The organism is Dapis purpurea BLCC-M126 (assembly GCF_050015975.1).
In the GTDB taxonomy this organism is placed as follows: domain Bacteria; phylum Cyanobacteriota; class Cyanobacteriia; order Cyanobacteriales; family Microcoleaceae; genus Trichodesmium.
In genome coordinates this window covers 23,658-41,155 of the sequence record NZ_JBNHER010000151.1, presented here as the reverse complement: position 1 = coordinate 41,155, position 17,498 = coordinate 23,658, and the positions used below count along the sequence as shown (strand labels likewise).

At 34.4% G+C, this 17,498-nt stretch carries 14 protein-coding genes and 1 CRISPR repeat array; of the genes, 4 read left to right on the top strand and 10 right to left on the bottom strand.

Going from position 1 to position 17,498, the window contains the following annotated elements; genetic code table 11:
• Positions 1 to 106 precede the first annotated feature (106 nt).
• Positions 107 to 651: a CRISPR direct-repeat array (repeat unit 37 nt; unit sequence GTTTCAATCCCTAATAGGGATTTAGAAGTATTTAAAC).
• Positions 652 to 986: 335 nt separating this feature from the next.
• The 6 genes from lpxD to ACP6PL_RS13725 form a co-directional block, all read right to left on the bottom strand.
• Positions 987 to 2,048: a UDP-3-O-(3-hydroxymyristoyl)glucosamine N-acyltransferase gene (gene lpxD / locus ACP6PL_RS13750; protein ID WP_426545822.1), complete on the bottom strand. Its 1,062-nt coding sequence runs from the start codon at positions 2,046 to 2,048 to the stop codon at positions 987 to 989.
• A 253-nt stretch (positions 2,049 to 2,301) separates the two neighbouring features.
• Complete coding sequence (locus ACP6PL_RS13745) at positions 2,302 to 2,643, bottom strand: YkvA family protein (protein WP_426545821.1); 342 nt, start codon at positions 2,641 to 2,643, stop codon at positions 2,302 to 2,304.
• A gap of 367 nt (positions 2,644 to 3,010) precedes the next feature.
• On the bottom strand, positions 3,011 to 4,459 hold the full coding sequence (gene rlmD, locus ACP6PL_RS13740) for a 23S rRNA (uracil(1939)-C(5))-methyltransferase RlmD (RefSeq protein WP_426545820.1): 1,449 nt from the start codon (positions 4,457 to 4,459) through the stop codon (positions 3,011 to 3,013).
• Positions 4,460 to 4,593: 134 nt separating this feature from the next.
• Entirely contained in the window at positions 4,594 to 5,106 is a 513-nt protein-coding gene (locus ACP6PL_RS13735) for an RNA-guided endonuclease InsQ/TnpB family protein (protein ID WP_426545819.1), read from the bottom strand.
• Positions 5,069 to 5,740: an RNA-guided endonuclease InsQ/TnpB family protein gene (locus tag ACP6PL_RS13730; protein WP_426545818.1), complete on the bottom strand. Its 672-nt coding sequence runs from the start codon at positions 5,738 to 5,740 to the stop codon at positions 5,069 to 5,071. The genes ACP6PL_RS13735 and ACP6PL_RS13730 overlap by 38 nt, the downstream gene beginning before the upstream one ends.
• Positions 5,741 to 5,760: 20 nt before the next feature.
• Entirely contained in the window at positions 5,761 to 5,925 is a 165-nt protein-coding gene (locus ACP6PL_RS13725) for a helix-turn-helix domain-containing protein (RefSeq protein ID WP_426545817.1), read from the bottom strand.
• A 386-nt stretch (positions 5,926 to 6,311) separates the two neighbouring features.
• Here ACP6PL_RS13725 and ACP6PL_RS13720 point away from each other — a divergent pair, with 386 nt between their 5' ends.
• Entirely contained in the window at positions 6,312 to 6,797 is a 486-nt protein-coding gene (locus tag ACP6PL_RS13720) for an allophycocyanin (protein WP_426545816.1), read from the top strand.
• A gap of 461 nt (positions 6,798 to 7,258) precedes the next feature.
• Here ACP6PL_RS13720 and ACP6PL_RS13715 read toward each other — a convergent pair whose 3' ends face one another.
• The gene (locus ACP6PL_RS13715) at positions 7,259 to 8,197 is read right to left on the bottom strand and encodes an undecaprenyl-diphosphate phosphatase (protein WP_426545825.1); all 939 of its coding nucleotides are present in this window, start codon (positions 8,195 to 8,197) and stop codon (positions 7,259 to 7,261) included.
• A 266-nt stretch (positions 8,198 to 8,463) separates the two neighbouring features.
• Between ACP6PL_RS13715 and ACP6PL_RS13710 the strand changes: the two genes are divergently transcribed.
• Together ACP6PL_RS13710 and ACP6PL_RS13705 are read left to right on the top strand one after the other, a co-directional pair.
• Positions 8,464 to 9,168, top strand: coding sequence for a DUF3120 domain-containing protein (locus ACP6PL_RS13710; RefSeq protein ID WP_426545815.1), 705 nt, complete (start codon positions 8,464 to 8,466; stop codon positions 9,166 to 9,168).
• Positions 9,169 to 9,314: 146 nt separating this feature from the next.
• A complete protein-coding gene (locus ACP6PL_RS13705; protein WP_426545814.1) occupies positions 9,315 to 10,292 on the top strand; it encodes an FHA domain-containing protein in 978 nt (325 codons plus the stop codon).
• A gap of 101 nt (positions 10,293 to 10,393) precedes the next feature.
• On the opposite strand, the gene ACP6PL_RS13700 is transcribed toward ACP6PL_RS13705, so the two are convergent.
• Entirely contained in the window at positions 10,394 to 11,692 is a 1,299-nt protein-coding gene (locus tag ACP6PL_RS13700) for an RNA-guided endonuclease InsQ/TnpB family protein (protein WP_426545813.1), read from the bottom strand.
• Positions 11,693 to 12,801: 1,109 nt separating this feature from the next.
• Between ACP6PL_RS13700 and psbU the strand changes: the two genes are divergently transcribed.
• A complete protein-coding gene (gene psbU / locus ACP6PL_RS13695) occupies positions 12,802 to 13,230 on the top strand; it encodes a photosystem II complex extrinsic protein PsbU (RefSeq protein ID WP_426545812.1) in 429 nt (142 codons plus the stop codon).
• 737 nt (positions 13,231 to 13,967) lie between these two features.
• Here the strand turns inward: psbU and ACP6PL_RS13690 are convergent.
• The gene (locus ACP6PL_RS13690; protein WP_426545811.1) at positions 13,968 to 14,237 is read right to left on the bottom strand and encodes a hypothetical protein; all 270 of its coding nucleotides are present in this window, start codon (positions 14,235 to 14,237) and stop codon (positions 13,968 to 13,970) included.
• Between the two features lie 1,003 nt (positions 14,238 to 15,240).
• Positions 15,241 to 17,406, bottom strand: a complete 2,166-nt coding sequence (locus tag ACP6PL_RS13685; protein WP_426545810.1) for a CHASE2 domain-containing protein — start codon at positions 17,404 to 17,406, stop codon at positions 15,241 to 15,243.
• Positions 17,407 to 17,498: the final 92 nt, after the last annotated feature.

Below are 17,498 nucleotides of genomic sequence, written 5' to 3'. Positions count from 1 at the left end.
CGCTTTTTCCCCTATCCAAGGGGAGGCTTTAAACCAGAATTATTTAATAATTAATTATTAATAATTAATTATTGGGTAAATTTTCAAAATCCAAACCAGATCTCTTGTTTCAATCCCTAATAGGAATTTAGAAGTATTTAAACTCCAACAGGCCAATTTAAATATATTCAAGCATTCGGTTTCAATCCCTAATAGGAATTTAGAAGTATTTAAACTTGCCCAGTAAATAAAGCGTCGAAGAACCTACAAGTTTCAATCCCTAATAGGGATTTAGAAGTATTTAAACCCCATTTTTCTTTACCTAAAAATAAAATTTTTCCCGTTTCAATCCCTAATAGGGATTTAGAAGTATTTAAACTGACTTCTGAAAAGAATTTGGTATATTTAATTTATCGTTTCAATCCCTAATAGGGATTTAGAAGTATTTAAACATTAGAGTACCAGCACTCTATCAATATTGCTCGAAGGTTTCAATCCCTAATAGGGATTTAGAAGTATTTAAACTAAGCCACCTGATGACCCAAAACCCATATCGTAGTTTCAATCCCTAATAGGGATTTAGAAGTATTTAAACCGATAGAAAAAGTATTTGTCGAGGCTTCAAACCCAGTTATGTTTCAATCCCTAATAGGGATTTAGAAGTATTTAAACAGCAGGGCTGCCAAACCCTTACCATATTTAATTTTCGAGGTACATCTGCGCGAATCAATTCAATAATACAATAAACCATCAAAAAATCGCAATACTTCTCCCAGGAAAAAATCTTAAAACCATTGCCAGACAAAGCTTTCAAAATTTGCGCGAATCTCCTTTGACTCTCAAACAGCCTCAAACCTTTAGCCATAAACCACTTCACCCCCATATTTTCAAGCACCTCTGCTGTACACCTACCTATCCGCGCAAATCTTCTTCTTTCCCAAAAAAATATATTAGCCTTGCAACGACAATATCATACTATCTTTCATAAGTCTTTATAAGTGAACTTCTTAATCTGCTTCATAAAACTTACCATTTAAAACCCGCTTAATTTGCTTGACAGATTGATAGATTTCTGGTAAACGCTTATAAATAGCAGAAGCTTTCAAATAAATCTTATTAGGAACCGCTGGACTACTAGAAACAATCTCTCCCGCACCAATATCATTATGAACACCCGCTTGAGCAGTAGCGATCGCTCCATTTCCAATTTTTGCCTGGTTAGCAACTCCTACTTGACCTGCTAAAATCACATTATCCCCAAGTTTAACCCCACCAGCTAAACCAACCTGAGATGCCAAAGCACAATTTTTACCAATTTTACAACCATGACCAACCTGCACCAAATTATCTAACTTAGTATTCTCACCAATTCTAGTTTCTCCCACAGCAGGTCTATCAATAGTAGTATTACCTCCAACTTCCACTCCATCTTCCAAAACAACTTTGCCAGACTGTTCCATCTTAAACCAACCCTCCGGAGTCGGCACAAAACCAAAACCCTCTCCCCCAATAACTGCTCCACTATGAACTACACAACCCTTACCTATCTGACTCCTCTCGTGAATCGAACAATTAGCGTGTAAAATAGTATTTTCTCCAATTTCCACATCTGGATAAATTACCACATTCGGATAAATACAAACATTATCAGCAATTTTTACCCCTGCCTCAACTACAACATGAGCGCCAAGATAAACATTCTTACCTATTTTTGCCGTCCGGTGAACTACAGAAGTAGGATGAATTTCAGGAGTAGGTTGAAAAGGTCGATAAAAAAGAGCGATCGCTTGAGCAAATAATAATCTCGGTTCCTTACTAGATAACCACCCAATACCAAGTTCACTTGCCAAATTTTGTAGAGCTTCATCCATCGGCAAAATTAAAGCACTAGCATTTGTCGTTTCTAAATAACTGGCAAATTTTGCTCCCTCAATATAACTAAGAGTACCTGTTTTTGCCTCATCTATCGCAGCTATACCTTGAATATCTGGATCGAGAGTATTTATTTTTTCCAGACTACAAGCGATAGTCTCAGAACTAAGTTTACTTACAAGTTCGCTAAATTTCACAATTACAATGTCCCACTCCTCACTTCTGGATATTTACCATTTTCCACAAAAAAAATCAACCCAAATCGATTTATCACTCTAAGATTTGGGTTTAATAAATATTTTTATAGCAATCCTAAATGATTTGTGACAATTTTGATAATAGTTAAGATTGAGGAAAAACCTTAAAAATTATGACTCCTGACTTCTGTAGAGGCTAATTGCGATTTGCTCCTACAACAAAAATATTAATCTGAGAATAGGATTTATACATTTATAGGCTTACTTTTTCCTGCTTCTCTGGTGCAGAAACCACATTTACATCAACGGTATTGTCAGTAGTAGTTGAGTCTTGACTATTAATATCAGGTACTACTGCCACATTTTCCCCACGACGTAATTTAATAAAATCAACTACCATCTGAGAAACTTCTGCTACTAAAAGAGTTACAATAGCAACATCATCAATTTGTCCGACAATGGGGATAAAATCTGGAGAAATATCAAAAGGACTCAATACATAAGCCAATGTTCCAGCAATAATCCACCAACGATATTTAGGATTACGGATAGTATTACGATACCAAGTATATAGAGATTGAATTGAAAAGCTCATTTATTTATCCTCAAACTTAAAAGTTACTTACATTTCTAATAATGTCAGAGTTTCAAGCAGTATGTCAGTGTTAATATTAACCATTAATTTTTCTAGAAAGTTCTACAGTCATAATTCAGGAATTTAGTTATGAAGATTTGTACTATAACCTAATACGGTTCAGACAAGACCAAGATTCATAAAGTATTAAACAATTAGAGTAGTTCTTGATCTTACGGAACTGCTAGAAAAAATTTCTTAAGTGAACTCTATTAATCTATAAACTCGTTTACTTTTCTTCATTCTTTGTGGTTTATTCTTTCTTCAAAAAAATCTTAAACTAATCTACTTTCCTTCCTTCTTCCTTCTTCCTTCTTCCTTCTGGCTATTATAGCTTTACCAAAAATGCAGCACATTCAACATGAGAGGTTTGAGGAAAAAAGTCTACAGGTTGTACCTTGCTCAAATAATATTTATCAGTTGAACAGAGAAATTTCAAATCACGAGCCAAGGTAGCAGGTTTACAACTAATATAAACTATACGCTCAGGTAGAATTTCCAGCAAAGTCTCTAAAACAGAGCGATCGCAACCTTTCCTTGGTGGGTCTAACAAAACTATATCTGGTTTGATTTCCAATTGAGGCAGTAAATCCTCAACTTTTCCTTCATAAAAATTTACATTTGTCAAGTTATTAATTTCGGCATTAAACTTAGCTCGATCAATGGCTACTTGTTGCACTTCTAAACCAATGACCATACTTTTTCTCTTTCCTATTTCCAGAGAATCATTATGACTAATATCCTGTAAATATTTTGCCAGAGGCAAAGTAAAGGTACCAACTCCACAATAAGCATCAACAATAATTTCCAAACCACTCAAAGTCAACTCTTCAACTACAAACTCCATTAATCTTTCAGCAGCTCTTGTATTTACCTGAAAAAATGTATCGGCAGTCAATTGAAAATTTAAGTCACCAAAGTTTTCCTGTACATAAGACTGACCAGCAATACAAACAGTTTGTTGACCAAAAATAGTATTTGTTGCCTTACAGTTGTAGTTCAAACAAACACCCACTAACCGAGAATAATCTTCCAGCCATTTTTTAGCTTCAAGAGTAATACCAGGTAATAACTTTTCTGGATTTTCTTGACTCCCATTTACCACCAAAGTTAATAAAATTTCCCCTGTTTTTTCTCCTATCCTCAAAGATAAATGACGTAAAATACCGATATGTTTATTTTCATCATATATTTTCCACTCTTGCCTAGTAATATCCTGTTTAATTTCTTTGAGTAAAGGGTTCAAACGTTGGTCTTGAATTGGGCATTGATTCAGATTAATCAATTTATGGCTAGCTTTTTGATAATAACCTGCTTTCACTTCACCTTTACTAGAAATACCCAGAGGATATGTAACTTTGTTACGGTATCCAAAGGGTGATGGAGATGCTAAAGTAGGCTCAACTTTTGGTAATTTGAGCAACCCTATTCTTTCTAAAGCTTGAATAACTTGATTTTGTTTTGCCTGAAGCTGATATTCATAATTAATATGTTGCCATTGACACCCACCACATTTGTCCGCAACAATACAGTAAGGTTTTATCCTCTGGTCAGACTTTTCTAAAAGTTGATGTAGTTTCCCATAGGCATATTTAGGTTTGACTATTGTTAGGCGGGCAATGAGGCGATCGCCTGGAACTGTATCAGGCACAAATACCACTTTTTCATCATAACGACCCACTCCATCACCGTTATCTGTTAAGTCTGTGATGCTTATCTCCACTAGCTGACCTTGTTGCCAAACTGATGTTGCCAATTTTTGCTTGTTTATTTTCACTAAGTTCTATTTATATGACTGAGTATTGTTTTTCTGTATAATACAATGACTCTATTTTAATCTTTTCATCTTAAGTCAGTTTCTAGTAATTCTGGATTTTGTAAATGTGAAGTTTTCTCCCGTTAAATCAAAGATTATAACGGGAGCTTCTCAACAAACAAAGAAGTTTCTTGTTTCACAGGCTGACCAATATCTAAGCCTCCGCAAGCAGACAAGATGATACCCACCTCGTTTAACGCTTTATTTAATATGTTTTTTGCTGCATTTTCATCCCTATCTAAAACTGTTCCACATTTCTGACAAGAATGAGTTCTAACTGATAAAGTCTTAAGTACTTTTTGACCACAATTACTGCAATTTTGTGATGTATTGTGAGGATTAACTTTTATTACATGAACACCGCGTTTTACCGCTACTGCATTCAACTTTTCAATAAAATCACCCCAGGCTACATCATAAATTGATTTTGATAGTTTAGTCTTTTTTGCTAAACCTCTAATGTTTAGGTCTTCCACAGCAATTAAGTCATATTCTTTAACTAATTTATGAGCAGTTTTGTAATGGAAATCTTCTCTTTGTCTAGCTATATGTTGATGTAATCTAGCTATTCTATTTTGTTTGTGCTTTTTTCCAGTTGTTTGATCCAATTTCTTTTCTAGATACTTTTTTTTGCTTTCCTGCTAAATTAGATTGGGATTTTCTATAAAATTTAGGAACAGAAATAGTTTCACCAGTATTGGTAGTTAAAAACTCTTTTAAGCCTACATCAATACCTACAGCTTTAATCGTAAATCTATCTGGAATTGGTCTATGAACTATAGCTTTTTTGGTTATAGTTGCAGTTTTAATCGTAAATCTATCTGGAATTGGTCTATGAACTATTACAAGAATAGCACCAAACCTTGTAGCAATTATTTGTTTTCCATCAAATTTAATTACTGCTTTGAGATGATTGACTCTACTGAAACAAAATGACCTTAACTTTCCTGATTTTTTAAATCTTGGTCTTCCTCCACGTTTACCAGAACTATCGGGTATTAGCCAATGTTTCCAAGCTTTATCTAGTCTTTGTAAGTTAATTTGTTGAACTTCTGAATATATTTCTTTGTAGTCAGGAAATAACTGTTTTGTCTGTTTAAGTTCTGATTGTTGAAAATAATAATCTGGTCTACTAGAAATTTCACCAATAGGACATGAAATTGATGAACAATGGTCAACTTGACATCTAGTTCTATTTAACCAATCTAGTGCAGGATGACGGAAATAAGTGACCAGTAACAAAATACTCAAAGCCTTACCAATCAAAACTTCTGAATTCTGAATTCTGAATTCTGACTTCCGCGTAGCGGTACTAGTCTTTGACCTAGAGCATAATTGTAATGCCTTCGCAACAGTTCTAGCCAATAATTAATTTTGATTGACTGTTCACAAGTAGGCTTAATTTTGTAGCAATGAGTAATTATCATAATTTTTATACTACTATTTAGTGCTGCATTTGAACAGCAATCGATACTCTTTTAATTTACTGTCGGCAATTCTCCTCCCGTTAAATCGCAGATTATAATGGTAGACCCCTTGCCGAGTCAAGTTGGCTAATTAATTGTAGGTAACAAATAATTTAAAGGATTAACTAGACAGCCACAAAAAAACAAAAGTATGTAACTAAAAGTAAAATTGCTCAAAATTGCTTTTCTGTTGCCTGATGGTTTGCCATAAGAATAATTTTTAAGCTCTACCTAACTTAACTTTACCCATAAAAATTGTGACTTAAAAAAGAATCTCTAAAATTTGATGACCTGGAAAGGCTGTCAATGGTTAAAATAAAATATAATTCAGCAAATTTTCGATAATTATGAGTGTAGTTAGCCAAGTTATTCTCAAAGCAGACGATGAATTACGTTACCCCAGTAGCGGGGAACTTCAATCCATAAATAATTTTTTGAAAACAGGTAAGCAGCGTGTTAATATTGCTAGCGTGCTTTCTGAAAATGAGAAAAAAATTGTGGACAAAGCTAGTCAGGAGTTGTGGCGCAGGCGTCCAGATTTTATTGCTCCTGGAGGTAATGCTTTTGGTCAGCGCGAACGTGCCTTGTGCCTGCGGGACTATGGTTGGTATCTACGTTTGATTACCTATGGAATACTAGCTGGGGATAAAGATCCCATTGAAAGTATTGGTTTAATAGGTGTTCGGGAAATGTATAACTCTTTGGGCGTACCTGTTCCTGGAATGGTAGAGTCAATTCGTTGTTTAAAGGAAGCAAGTCTTGCTTTACTTGATGAAGAAGATGCTAAGGAAACTGCTCCTTACTTTGACTATATTATTCAAGCAATGTCTTAATGGATAATTGATAATTGATAATGGATAATTGATAATTAATTCATCTCGGTTTAAAACCTATCGTTTTAAGAAGAAACAAGAAATAAGATTTCCCGCATTGGGTTAATCTTCTCAGTTTTAACCAAAAGTCATTTCAGTTATCAGTTATCAGTTATCAGTGAACCTCCGACTAAAGTCGGAGGCTTGAAATCTTGCAATACTGAATTAAATATTTTTTTCATCCCCTTAGAAGGGGAGGCTTTGAACCTCATTTTTTGGTAATTATTAATTATCCATTAATGAAGCAAAATGCAAATAATGTAATGGTTGTAGGGGTTAACAGCAACCCCTACAACCATTATATATTTTTCCAGTTATAAATTTTTCTATGATGTTATAGTTTAGAACAATGTTCTATTACTTTTTGCCTTCTAAAAATTTTCTTTAAACTACATTCATTTTCTTACCCAAAGATTTTACTACTAAACATTTTCCAACATACCACCAGCGATCGCCACTAAGATTAATACCCCAAAAGCTAATCTGTACCAAACAAATATCCAAGTATCCTGAGTTTGTAAGTATTTAATTAACCAAGCAATTGCTACATAAGAAAAAACTATTGCAGAGACAATACCAGCAATGGTAGGAATTAAACCTATACCGCCAAAACCTTCATCCAATAGAGTCTTCAGTTCTACCAAACCGGCTAAAGTAATCGCTGGAAGACCTAATAAAAAAGAAAATCTTGCTGCTGTAGCTCTTTCTAATCCCATAAATAAGCCGCCTGTAATAGTTGAGCCAGAGCGAGATACTCCAGGAACTAATGCCAATGTTTGGGCCATACCCATTAGAATGCCATCTTTAATATCTAGTTGTTCAAAGTTACGTTTTCGGCTTCCGACTCGTTCTGCTATACCTAATAACAAAGACATAACTATTGAAGCAATAGCGATCGCTACTGTACTGCGCAGTGGGGAATTATCAAAATCTGGGATAAATAGTTTAATCAACAATCCAAAAAATACTATTGGCAAGGTACCCAAGGCAATGCCAACTGCCATTTTGAAATCTGGGGACTGGTAGTCAGATTTCAAAATGGATTTATATGTACCAATTGTGATTTTTGTCAAGTCATCCCAAAAATACCAAACAACAGAAACAATACTGCCTAATTGAATAACCGCAGTAAAGGCTACACCAGGGTCTCCCCAACCTAGTCCTACAGGGACAACCTTCAGGTGAGCGGTACTACTAATAGGTAAAAATTCTGTTAACCCTTGTACCATTCCCAGAATAACTGCCTGAAAAATAGTCAAATGTTCGGAGTTTGCTATCGGCTCAGATGGTAATGATTGGCCTACTTTTTCTAGAGAGATAAAAATTAGAGCGCTGAGAATGACTCCACAGAAAAATTTCATCAAGTAGCGTTTTATTAGAATCATTACTAGATTATAGCATTGATTAAGTGTAGTTAATTTTTGCAATTTTCAGTTATCAAAACCCTTTATTTTCAATCCCTTTTGTCTATTCTTAACTCTTCCTAAAAAATCCCCATTAGGGGGATAAAAATGTTGTTAAGATTATAAAGATGCCCTGGGAGGGGATAAAAGCTATGATATATTAAATAAAATAAAGTTAAATAAAAAATATTAAAAATATCTTGTTTGAGAATACTTTCTTTGCTATGATAAATGTCTTTTTTCCAGATATGATGGAAAAAAATTTTTTGGTATTCGTTTCAGAAAAAATTAGAATCAGCCAAAAATGGGCTGTCTTCGGCACTGCTATATTTCTAGTGACAGTGCCAGTATTTTTTCAAGCTCCAATGGTACGTCAACTACCTTGGTTAAGTTTAGGTATGACAGGCTTTTGGTTATGGCTAAGTTTAAAATTGTTGAGAAATAGAGTAACTAATCTATGGGGTGATTTATTATTAGGGTTTACTTGGAGTTGGTTTACAGGTTCGATATACTGGGGTTGGCTACGGGAGGAACCATTTCTTCACTTACCAGTTGAAGCGATTTTTGTACCTTGGGCACTATGGTGTTTAAGCCACAATCGAGAAATGGTAGGGAACTGTTTTTATTTAGGGTCTTTACTAGGTACAGCAGTTACAGACGGATATTTCTATATAACTGGCCTGATTCCTTATTGGCGACAGTTAATGATAGTTGAACCAGAAATGGCCTTAGAAGTATTTCAAGATGCTTTAACTCAAGTGCGTACTTCCTGGGGAATAACTTGGATTATTGTGTTAATTGGGATTCTGTTGCTGTTTGGTATTGTACCTTTGCAATCTAAAAAGTTATACTGGTGGGGGTTTGGGGCAGCAGTATTGAGTACAATTTTAGTAGACAGTCTATTCTTATTGGCTGCTTTTGTGGCCTAAGACAAAATTTCAGAGGGGGTGCAGTAGAAAAATACCTCGGTAATAATACTCTCATACCTATGCTATTTTAAGGTCAATCAGTCTATATACTGATCAATTAGTACTGACCAAAACAGAATTCACACAAGTTTAGAGCTTGTGTTACCATGAGTGCCACTGTCGTGACTTTGCAACCTCCTCATCTAGTGCTTCGCACAGAAGCAGGCGATCGCTACCTACCTCTAGTTGGAAATAATTTTTGGACTATTGGTAGAAGTAAAGATAATACTTTTGTTCTGACTGATAAATGGATATCCCGCAACCACGCTATGATACAGCAGATGGATACGGGAGATTTCTATCTGATTGATTTAGGTAGTCGTAATGGTTCTTTTGTAAATGGCCGTCGTGTTAGCATTCCTGTTACTTTAAAAGATACGGACGATCTAATATTTGGTCAAACAGAACTAGAATTTCATTGCCCTGACCTGGGGATAGATATAGAATCCGGGATAGATATTGATTCTCAAGATTTTACAGCTACTTTGCACGTTCGTCGGTTAATTTCGGTGATGGTGATGGATATACGAGATTTTACAGTGCTGACTAGAAAATTGGATGAGAGGGTCTTGTCTGAAGTGATTGGTAGTTGGTTTCGGCAAGCAGGGGATATTATTAGGAATAATGGGAGTTGGGTAGATAAATATATTGGTGATGCTATTATGGCTGTTTGGTTCCATGGAGCTGAGGGAGTCAACAGCACAGAAATGCTCCGTATTTTTCAGGCTCTTAGAGATTTACATGAAGTAACAGAGGAATTAAGTAGGACTTATCCTTTACCTTTTTCCTTAAGAGTGGGAGCGGGAATCAATACAGGTTATGCAATGGTGAGTAATGCTGGTAGTAGTGAGCGCTCTGATTATACGGCTTTAGGGGATACTGTTAATGCAGCATTTCGTCTTGAATCATCTACGAAAGAAATTGGTATGGATATAGCTTTGGGAGAGGGTACTTATAAGTATATTTCTGATCTAGCAAATGTTAATCAAGTATTCAAACAGTATAAAGTAAATCTCAAAGGCTATGATATTCCAACCATAACTTACGCAGGTACTTTTAATAATCTCCATAATTTCTTGGGCTAGAAATTTTTACTTAACAAAAATCAAGCTAAAATTTTTTGTAGTCCTAAATATATAAAGATAGAAGGAATTTGACTACTCCCCTGGCTGAAGCCAAGGGGATTCTAAGTTGATACTACGCAACAGGATAAATCCGTGTTGCTCCGTCTGTTCTTAGCTGACCAAAGATAAACTCTCTGGGGACAAGTCAAAGTGCCCCTACACAGTCGGCTTAAGTCTAAACTTAGCTTTCTGCTTACTTTTATGATGATATTTGCAGCTCCATTACAGTCTGCATTCACAAAACAATTATTACCACTCCTATACAAGCCACGCTTGATTCTTTTTCCTGACGGTTTCCAATCATTGGGTTTTTCACCATAATTAGGTAGATAGTCACCATCTAAAAATGAAGCAATACTTGTATAGCTTTCCTCAGTTTCTATAAATATAATCCCATATTCAGAGCATAATTGAGCTATTCTTTCTTTCAGTCTAGCTGTAGGAATTGGTACAAATTCTGAATTCTTTTTATGACCTAATTCTATTTGATTTTTCTGACCTTTATTCCAACCAAAAACTATTGTACCAATAGAATTTTTTAAACAATGATGAATTACTATTCTGGCTGCTTTATTGATACCATCACGGATTTGACGGTTACGCTTTTCTGTAATTGCAGCTAGCCTATTTGACCAAAATCCAGTCGGTTTATTTTCTTTAAGAGTTGATACTTGTTTGTTGTACCAACGATTCATTGATTTAATCTGTTTCCCATCTACAATTAAGCTCGTATAACAATTGGATACACAGGTCAACCAATTATTTACACCATGGTCTATTCCTAAGACATTTTCTTGATTTAATTGAGGTTGAACTATGACTTCTTTTTCATAAACAAATTCTAGGGTAAAACATCTATTTCTGGGTAATATTCTCAGTTCTTTGAGAGTAGAAAATGCTAGATTACTAGCCATTGGAATAAAAAAGCTATCTACTCCAAACCAGCGTTTACAGGTATTCCCTAGTGGTACTCTAATTTTATTACCCTTAAGTTTTAATGCTTGCTTAGGGTAACTAACTGTAGCCATTCCCCCTTTTTTTCTATAGTTAGGAATCCTTGGTCTGTTTGTAATTTTTCCTTCACTATAGGCTTTGATTAAACCATAATAAGAGCGAAATGATTCAACTACAGTTCTCAATATTTGTTGTGCTGCTTGGGAATATAAAACTTTGTAATGATAGTTGTTTTTATAAACTTTTTCCAACTCAAACTTTCCCAGAGTTTTGTGAGACTTAAAAAATAATTGCCGACCATAATATATTCCCATGTTAGTTAGCTTGTGAGACTCTTCGCATAAGAATGTTAAGATAGCAATTAATTCAGAATTTTTATTTACTAAAACTTGCTGACAAGAGTACATTGGAAACAGGCAGACCAAAAAGTTATTGCCAATCATAGTAACAAAGGACAACTAAAGTTGTCTAGTCTCAACGATTCCCTGGTTTTCATGTCCCGGTTAAAACATGGGGAGCTTCAACGTTGCTTTTCGGTAAAATAAAATACTTCGGATTAAAATCCGACGAGTTGCCTTTCATCCATCGCTTAAAAGACGATGGCTTTCATGCTCCCGTGTTATTTAGGTAAGAATAGAAGAAAAATATTCAAAAATAGTGTGTTGATATGGTGTCAATAAGATTACCATCTTGTTCCAACTGTGTCTCAAACCAGATTGTCAAGAACGGTAAAATTTGAGTTTGGTAAGCAAAACTTTAAATTACGAGGCTGTGGCCGAAAATTTCTTCAAAATCAAACAAGGTTATTAGCCAAGAAATTAAATAGTTGGTTGATCAAGACAGTCAAAAATTCAATTCTTACTCTAGATTATACTTGAGAATTTTCACGCCAATTGTGACTGCTATAAATGCCAGCCCAGAAAACCATTTATTTATTAGCACGTTGAGGCAGAAGATGATCTAAATAAGCATTCATCCTATCTCCGTTTATGTTACCTAGCGAAGTTATTCGATCTAACTTTAGACCCAAATTATCGGAAAAAAACAACACAACAATCTGGTAATATAGCCATAGCGGTAAAGCGCATGATAAAAATCATAGAGGTATTGTGCCTCCTTAGCAGACACTTTTTTATGGAAAGCTGAATAAAAAAGCCTTTCATATCGCGTAGTGAAACTTCAAAACCTAAAAAACCTGTGCTGGAGGTTAACAAAACACCAAGGCAAGTTATTGTGGTCAAAGAAATTCATGCGCATTTAAGTTGTCTGACTGGGGGCGTTTGGTGAATATTCAACTAATTGCCTCTATATCGGTCTTGAGGAAGATTGGGCTTTTTATAGCTTTGTCTAGTTAAGGCCAAATAAGACAGAGAACTTGAGAGGTGACTCTGAAAAATCCTGCACTAGAAGCTTTGCCTTAGCAAAACGCAAAGCTTCACTAGAGACTGTTGCAGTCAGGAAAGGTGTTGGGAAAATTTCAAAAGCTGTGTATATAAATATTGGGAGAAACACAAGAATGAAGCAAATAGCCCTAGTGCTGGCAATATTTGGGTTATGTTTGGGTTTTATGGGACTACCATACCACCAGGCTCAAGCAAGTAACTTAAGTCTAACTGCATGGCCTTCTACATCAATTCTAGCAGTAGAAGCTCCAAAGGTTAACAAGGCAGATCAAAAGTTGGGAGAGATTGGTGGTGAAAAGCTCGATCTTAACAATAGTCCTTTAAGAAGCTTTCGGAAATACCGGGGAATGTTTCCTACTATAGCTGCGAAGATAGTAGACAATGCTCCTTATCAAAAGGTAGAAGATGTACTAGAAATTCCTGATTTAACTGAAATGCAGAAAAAGCTTTTAGAAGACAATCTTGACAATTTTAAAGTCACTTCACCTAGTGATGACTTTAATGAAGGTAACTATAGATTGAATACTGGTTCATACGACTAAAGACTAAATATTAAAAATATTAGTCAGTTTTTAATCTTGCTGTGTAATAACTGATTAAATATTGGGGGTGAACAGGAATAGGATCTATTCAATTCCTAAATCATTAGATTGGGGACTTTTTCCTACACCCCTAAAATTAGTTAATATACTGTGTAAGTACGTAACCAAAATTAATTACACATCCGCCTAACTCACTCTTGCTTTTTGCCTTTTTAAATTGGGAAATGATTTTTACGAGTGCTTAATTTAAACTTTTCATGGTGAAAAATCACTATAATCAAGCTTGAAATTCAAAATATATTTATATTTATTAAATTTTTAACTGAAGAACAACTACTTGTATGATAAAATTGTAAGTAGTATTTTGGCCGATAAAATTTAGATGATACTTAGCACAGAAAGATAACTAATATTTAATTCTAGAATTAAATACTAAAACTTTTCAGTCTACTGGGATAGGTTGATTTGCTTCTGAGGAATGCGTATAACTTAGAATTTTTTTTCACTAGTGCAGGATGACGGAAATAAGTTACCACTGACAAAATACTCAGAGCCTTACCAATCAAAACTCCAGAATTCAGAATTCAGAATTAAGACTTCCGCGTAGCGGTACTAGGATCTAAGTTATTAATTTTAATTTTATAAGTCTGAATTTTAATTACGAATTAAGATAATATTTAGATTATTCAAGAATCGCTAAACATAAGACTTTAAATGGAAACTGACAGATATTATTTTTAGCGTCCCCCTCCACCTTTGCTTGTCTTTGGTTTCCCATTATTATCTGGTTCCCATTTTTCTTCTTCTTCTTTGTCTTTGTAAACAATAGTAGAAAAAATTGATTTCTCTGACGATGACTGGAAAAAATAAGTCCCAACATCTTTATCAGATTGATGAGAGTAATGGATTATATCTGGTAATGCCATCACTTGTTTAGGTACCATACTTAAGGTTAAAGTGATAGTTAAGAAAGTTATACTTTTTTGTATTAGTAGTAGAGTGTTCATAGAATTTATCCCCTGATAGTAACTATAGAAAGACTATCTAGATTAATTTACTTGCCAGGCAACTCAACTGCTTAGTGATTAAATTAACTGGCACAGACTGGTAGCAATTGGTTATTTGTCCCTGTAAACATCAAGCCAATAATATAAACTTGGAACATAATTAATATTATATCAGTATATACACTGATGTATCCAATTCTATAGAAATTAGATATTCACAAGTTGTCATAGATATGTCCAGAATTTTAGCTAAATCAAACCTGGTGTTTGATGGCTATGAGTTTTACCTACTAAACCTAGAGATGTGGTCAGGCGTAAGTCTAAACAATAATAAAACTATTGACTGAGCTATATAAACATTCTTTCATCAAGCTCCAAAACAGGAAAGTTTCACAAATTACTACAGTAATAAATTGTTTATAAACGAAATATAATTGTCAAGGAGATATAAAAAATAGCATAGGAAACAGGGAACAAATTAACAAGGGGGTGACAAAAAAACTTAACTATTTTACATTCTAACTTTATGGTTTTGGCGATCAAACTTCTACTCTTTAGATCAAAAAGTAGAATTTCAATCTATTGCCCTATTCAAGCTTTAATATTTAGTTTATAAAAAGTCTCTAAAATATTCAATTGATATAATAAATGATTATAGCCTTTCTCATATTTAATGAGGTACAGTATTTTTTCTCTTCCCTATTCCCTACAATAAAAACCTTTTATGTCTCACTCTTAGTCAGAATTTATAGATCCATGAATTAATAATGTATTACTAGGTTTAATATCAAGTCTCATTAATTAGCGATAATAAAAATTATATAGTGGATGAAGCGAGAATATTTTTTCGCAGCGGAATGCTGCATAAACAGATTTATCCTTATTACCTACTCTCTGATCCCTAACTCCCTATTCCCTAAATTTTTTATTTTGGGTATTCTTCAAGATAGATGATATAACTTGTTTTAAATAAGCATCAAAATCCAATCAAGATTTAATTTAATTAACGTTGTTTCTTATTTTTTTTCTTGTCTTCGTACATAGCACTATCAGCGTAATTAATTAGTTGGTCAATCTCTTCAGCATCGAGAGGATACAAACTAATCCCAAGACTGGTTCCCACAGATACATTATTGTCTTCTAGTTGGAAAGGTTGATTAATTGTATGGTAAATTTTTTCAGCTACCCTGGATGCTCCAAGTTTTCCTGGGATACCTGGTAAAATTACAGTAAATTCATCACCTCCAAGTCGAGATACTGTATCACTTCCTCTTAAGCACCCTTGAAGTCTTTGTGCTACTTGTTTTAATAATAAGTCTCCTATAGCATGACCCAAGTTATCATTAACAGCTTTAAATCCATTAAGGTCTAGAAACAGTAAGCCTACCATTTTATCATTCAAATTTGCCCACTCAATAGCTTGAGTCAAACACTCATAAAATTGTTTACGGTTAGGCAATCCCGTAAGAGGATCATGATTAGCCTGATGGTGTAAACTATCCCCTAATTGCTTCAATTGGGCATTATCTAGCTCTAATCTTGCTGCTGCTTCTTTCAGGTTTTCCTCCATTTTTTTACGCTCAGTAATATCTCTAATTACTCCTACTAGAAATAAATTTCCTGCTCCATCTTGATGAAGGGTTCTTTTAGTAGCAATTATATGGGTAATTCCCTGAGAATCTGTAAAATATTCTTCATTTTCCTGTTCTTGATTAGTTTGAAATACTAACTCATCTTGTTGCCAAAATACATTGGCTTCATTAGGAGGAAATAATTCATAGTCTGTTGTAATTAGTAAATTTTCTACAGGGTAACCGATAAATTTACCATAAGCTTCATTCAAAACAATACGGCGATGATACTTATCTTTAACAAAAATAGGGTCAGGAATTGCATTAATAACTGACTGTAAAAAGTCTGTTGATTTTTGCAACTCTTCTTTTAAGTGAGCAAGATGAAACATAATCATAGCAGCAGAGCTACTAAGAGAAAATATAGGGGGAATTACAGGCAACCACCAACCATTATAAATGAAGGCAATATAAGAAATTCCTGTAATGCCAAGACTTATCAATAGTATTGTTAGAATAGATTTTTTTGGTAATGATAATTGCCAGCTTAAGTTAGCACCTATCCAAGAAAAAACAATTATCAATAGCCATTCTACAGGTTCAGGAAGAACTTTAATGTTTGCTCTACCATCAAGTGTTGAACTCAAAATCTGACTCAAAAAATTAGCTTGTAGTTCCACACCAGATATTTCTTCTGGGGCGGCAAATAAACGAGTACTATAAGAATTGATGTGAAAATCTTTGACACTAATAGCAGTATAACCAATTAGAATTATCTTATTTTTGAACAACTTTGGAGAGATTTTCCCTAATAGTAAATCATTCATGGTAACTATATGAAAGCCACCTTGTTTTCTAGGATTTGCTAAAAATTGATAGCCACCTGCATCAGCTCTAATATAAGCTCCATCATTTCTTTTAAAAGAAGAAAATACTGCTAGTCCCAACTGCAAATCATTAGGTTTATTAGCTGCTTCTGGCTTAATTCCTTCTGCTTTAAGGTAATTTAAAGCAAGTTTCAGTGGAAAACTTTCGCGCAAATTGCCATTTTCTAGGTGCATATACAACAAACCACGACGAATTTTCCCATCAGCATCTATCATTAGATCGTTGAAACCTACTTGTTGTTTTTGATTCAAAATACTAGGAGGTTTGATTCTCAAGGTATTGTCTATTCCTATTTTTTCAATACCAATTATATTAGGGATATTTTCCAGGGCTGTTACTAATTGTTGATGGCCTGGTTGTTGAGGTAAATCACGATATATATCTAAACCAATGGCACGAGGCTGGAGGGAGTTTAACTTGTATAGTAATTCAGCTAGTAATCCATCATTAATGGGGTGACCATACTTTTGTAGGTCTGCTTCATCAATTCCTACAATTACAATACGAGTGTCTAATGGCTCTGTAGGTCTTAGACGAAAAAAATTATCATAAAGTGCCCATTCCCAAGTTTGCAAAAGACCTAATGAGCGCAAAAGTATAACGATACCAGCAGAGGTTGATGCTGTTATTAATACTCGGCTGTTTTCTAATAGCCAATACTTAATAGTTTTCAGGATGGGATTTTGATGTCTACCGAAAAGTTTAAACATTTTTAAGTAATATAAATAGCTATATTTACAGAAAAACTAGCTCTGTATCAAGAGAGCCAGAGATTTTATATGCACCCCATCATCAGTTAAAT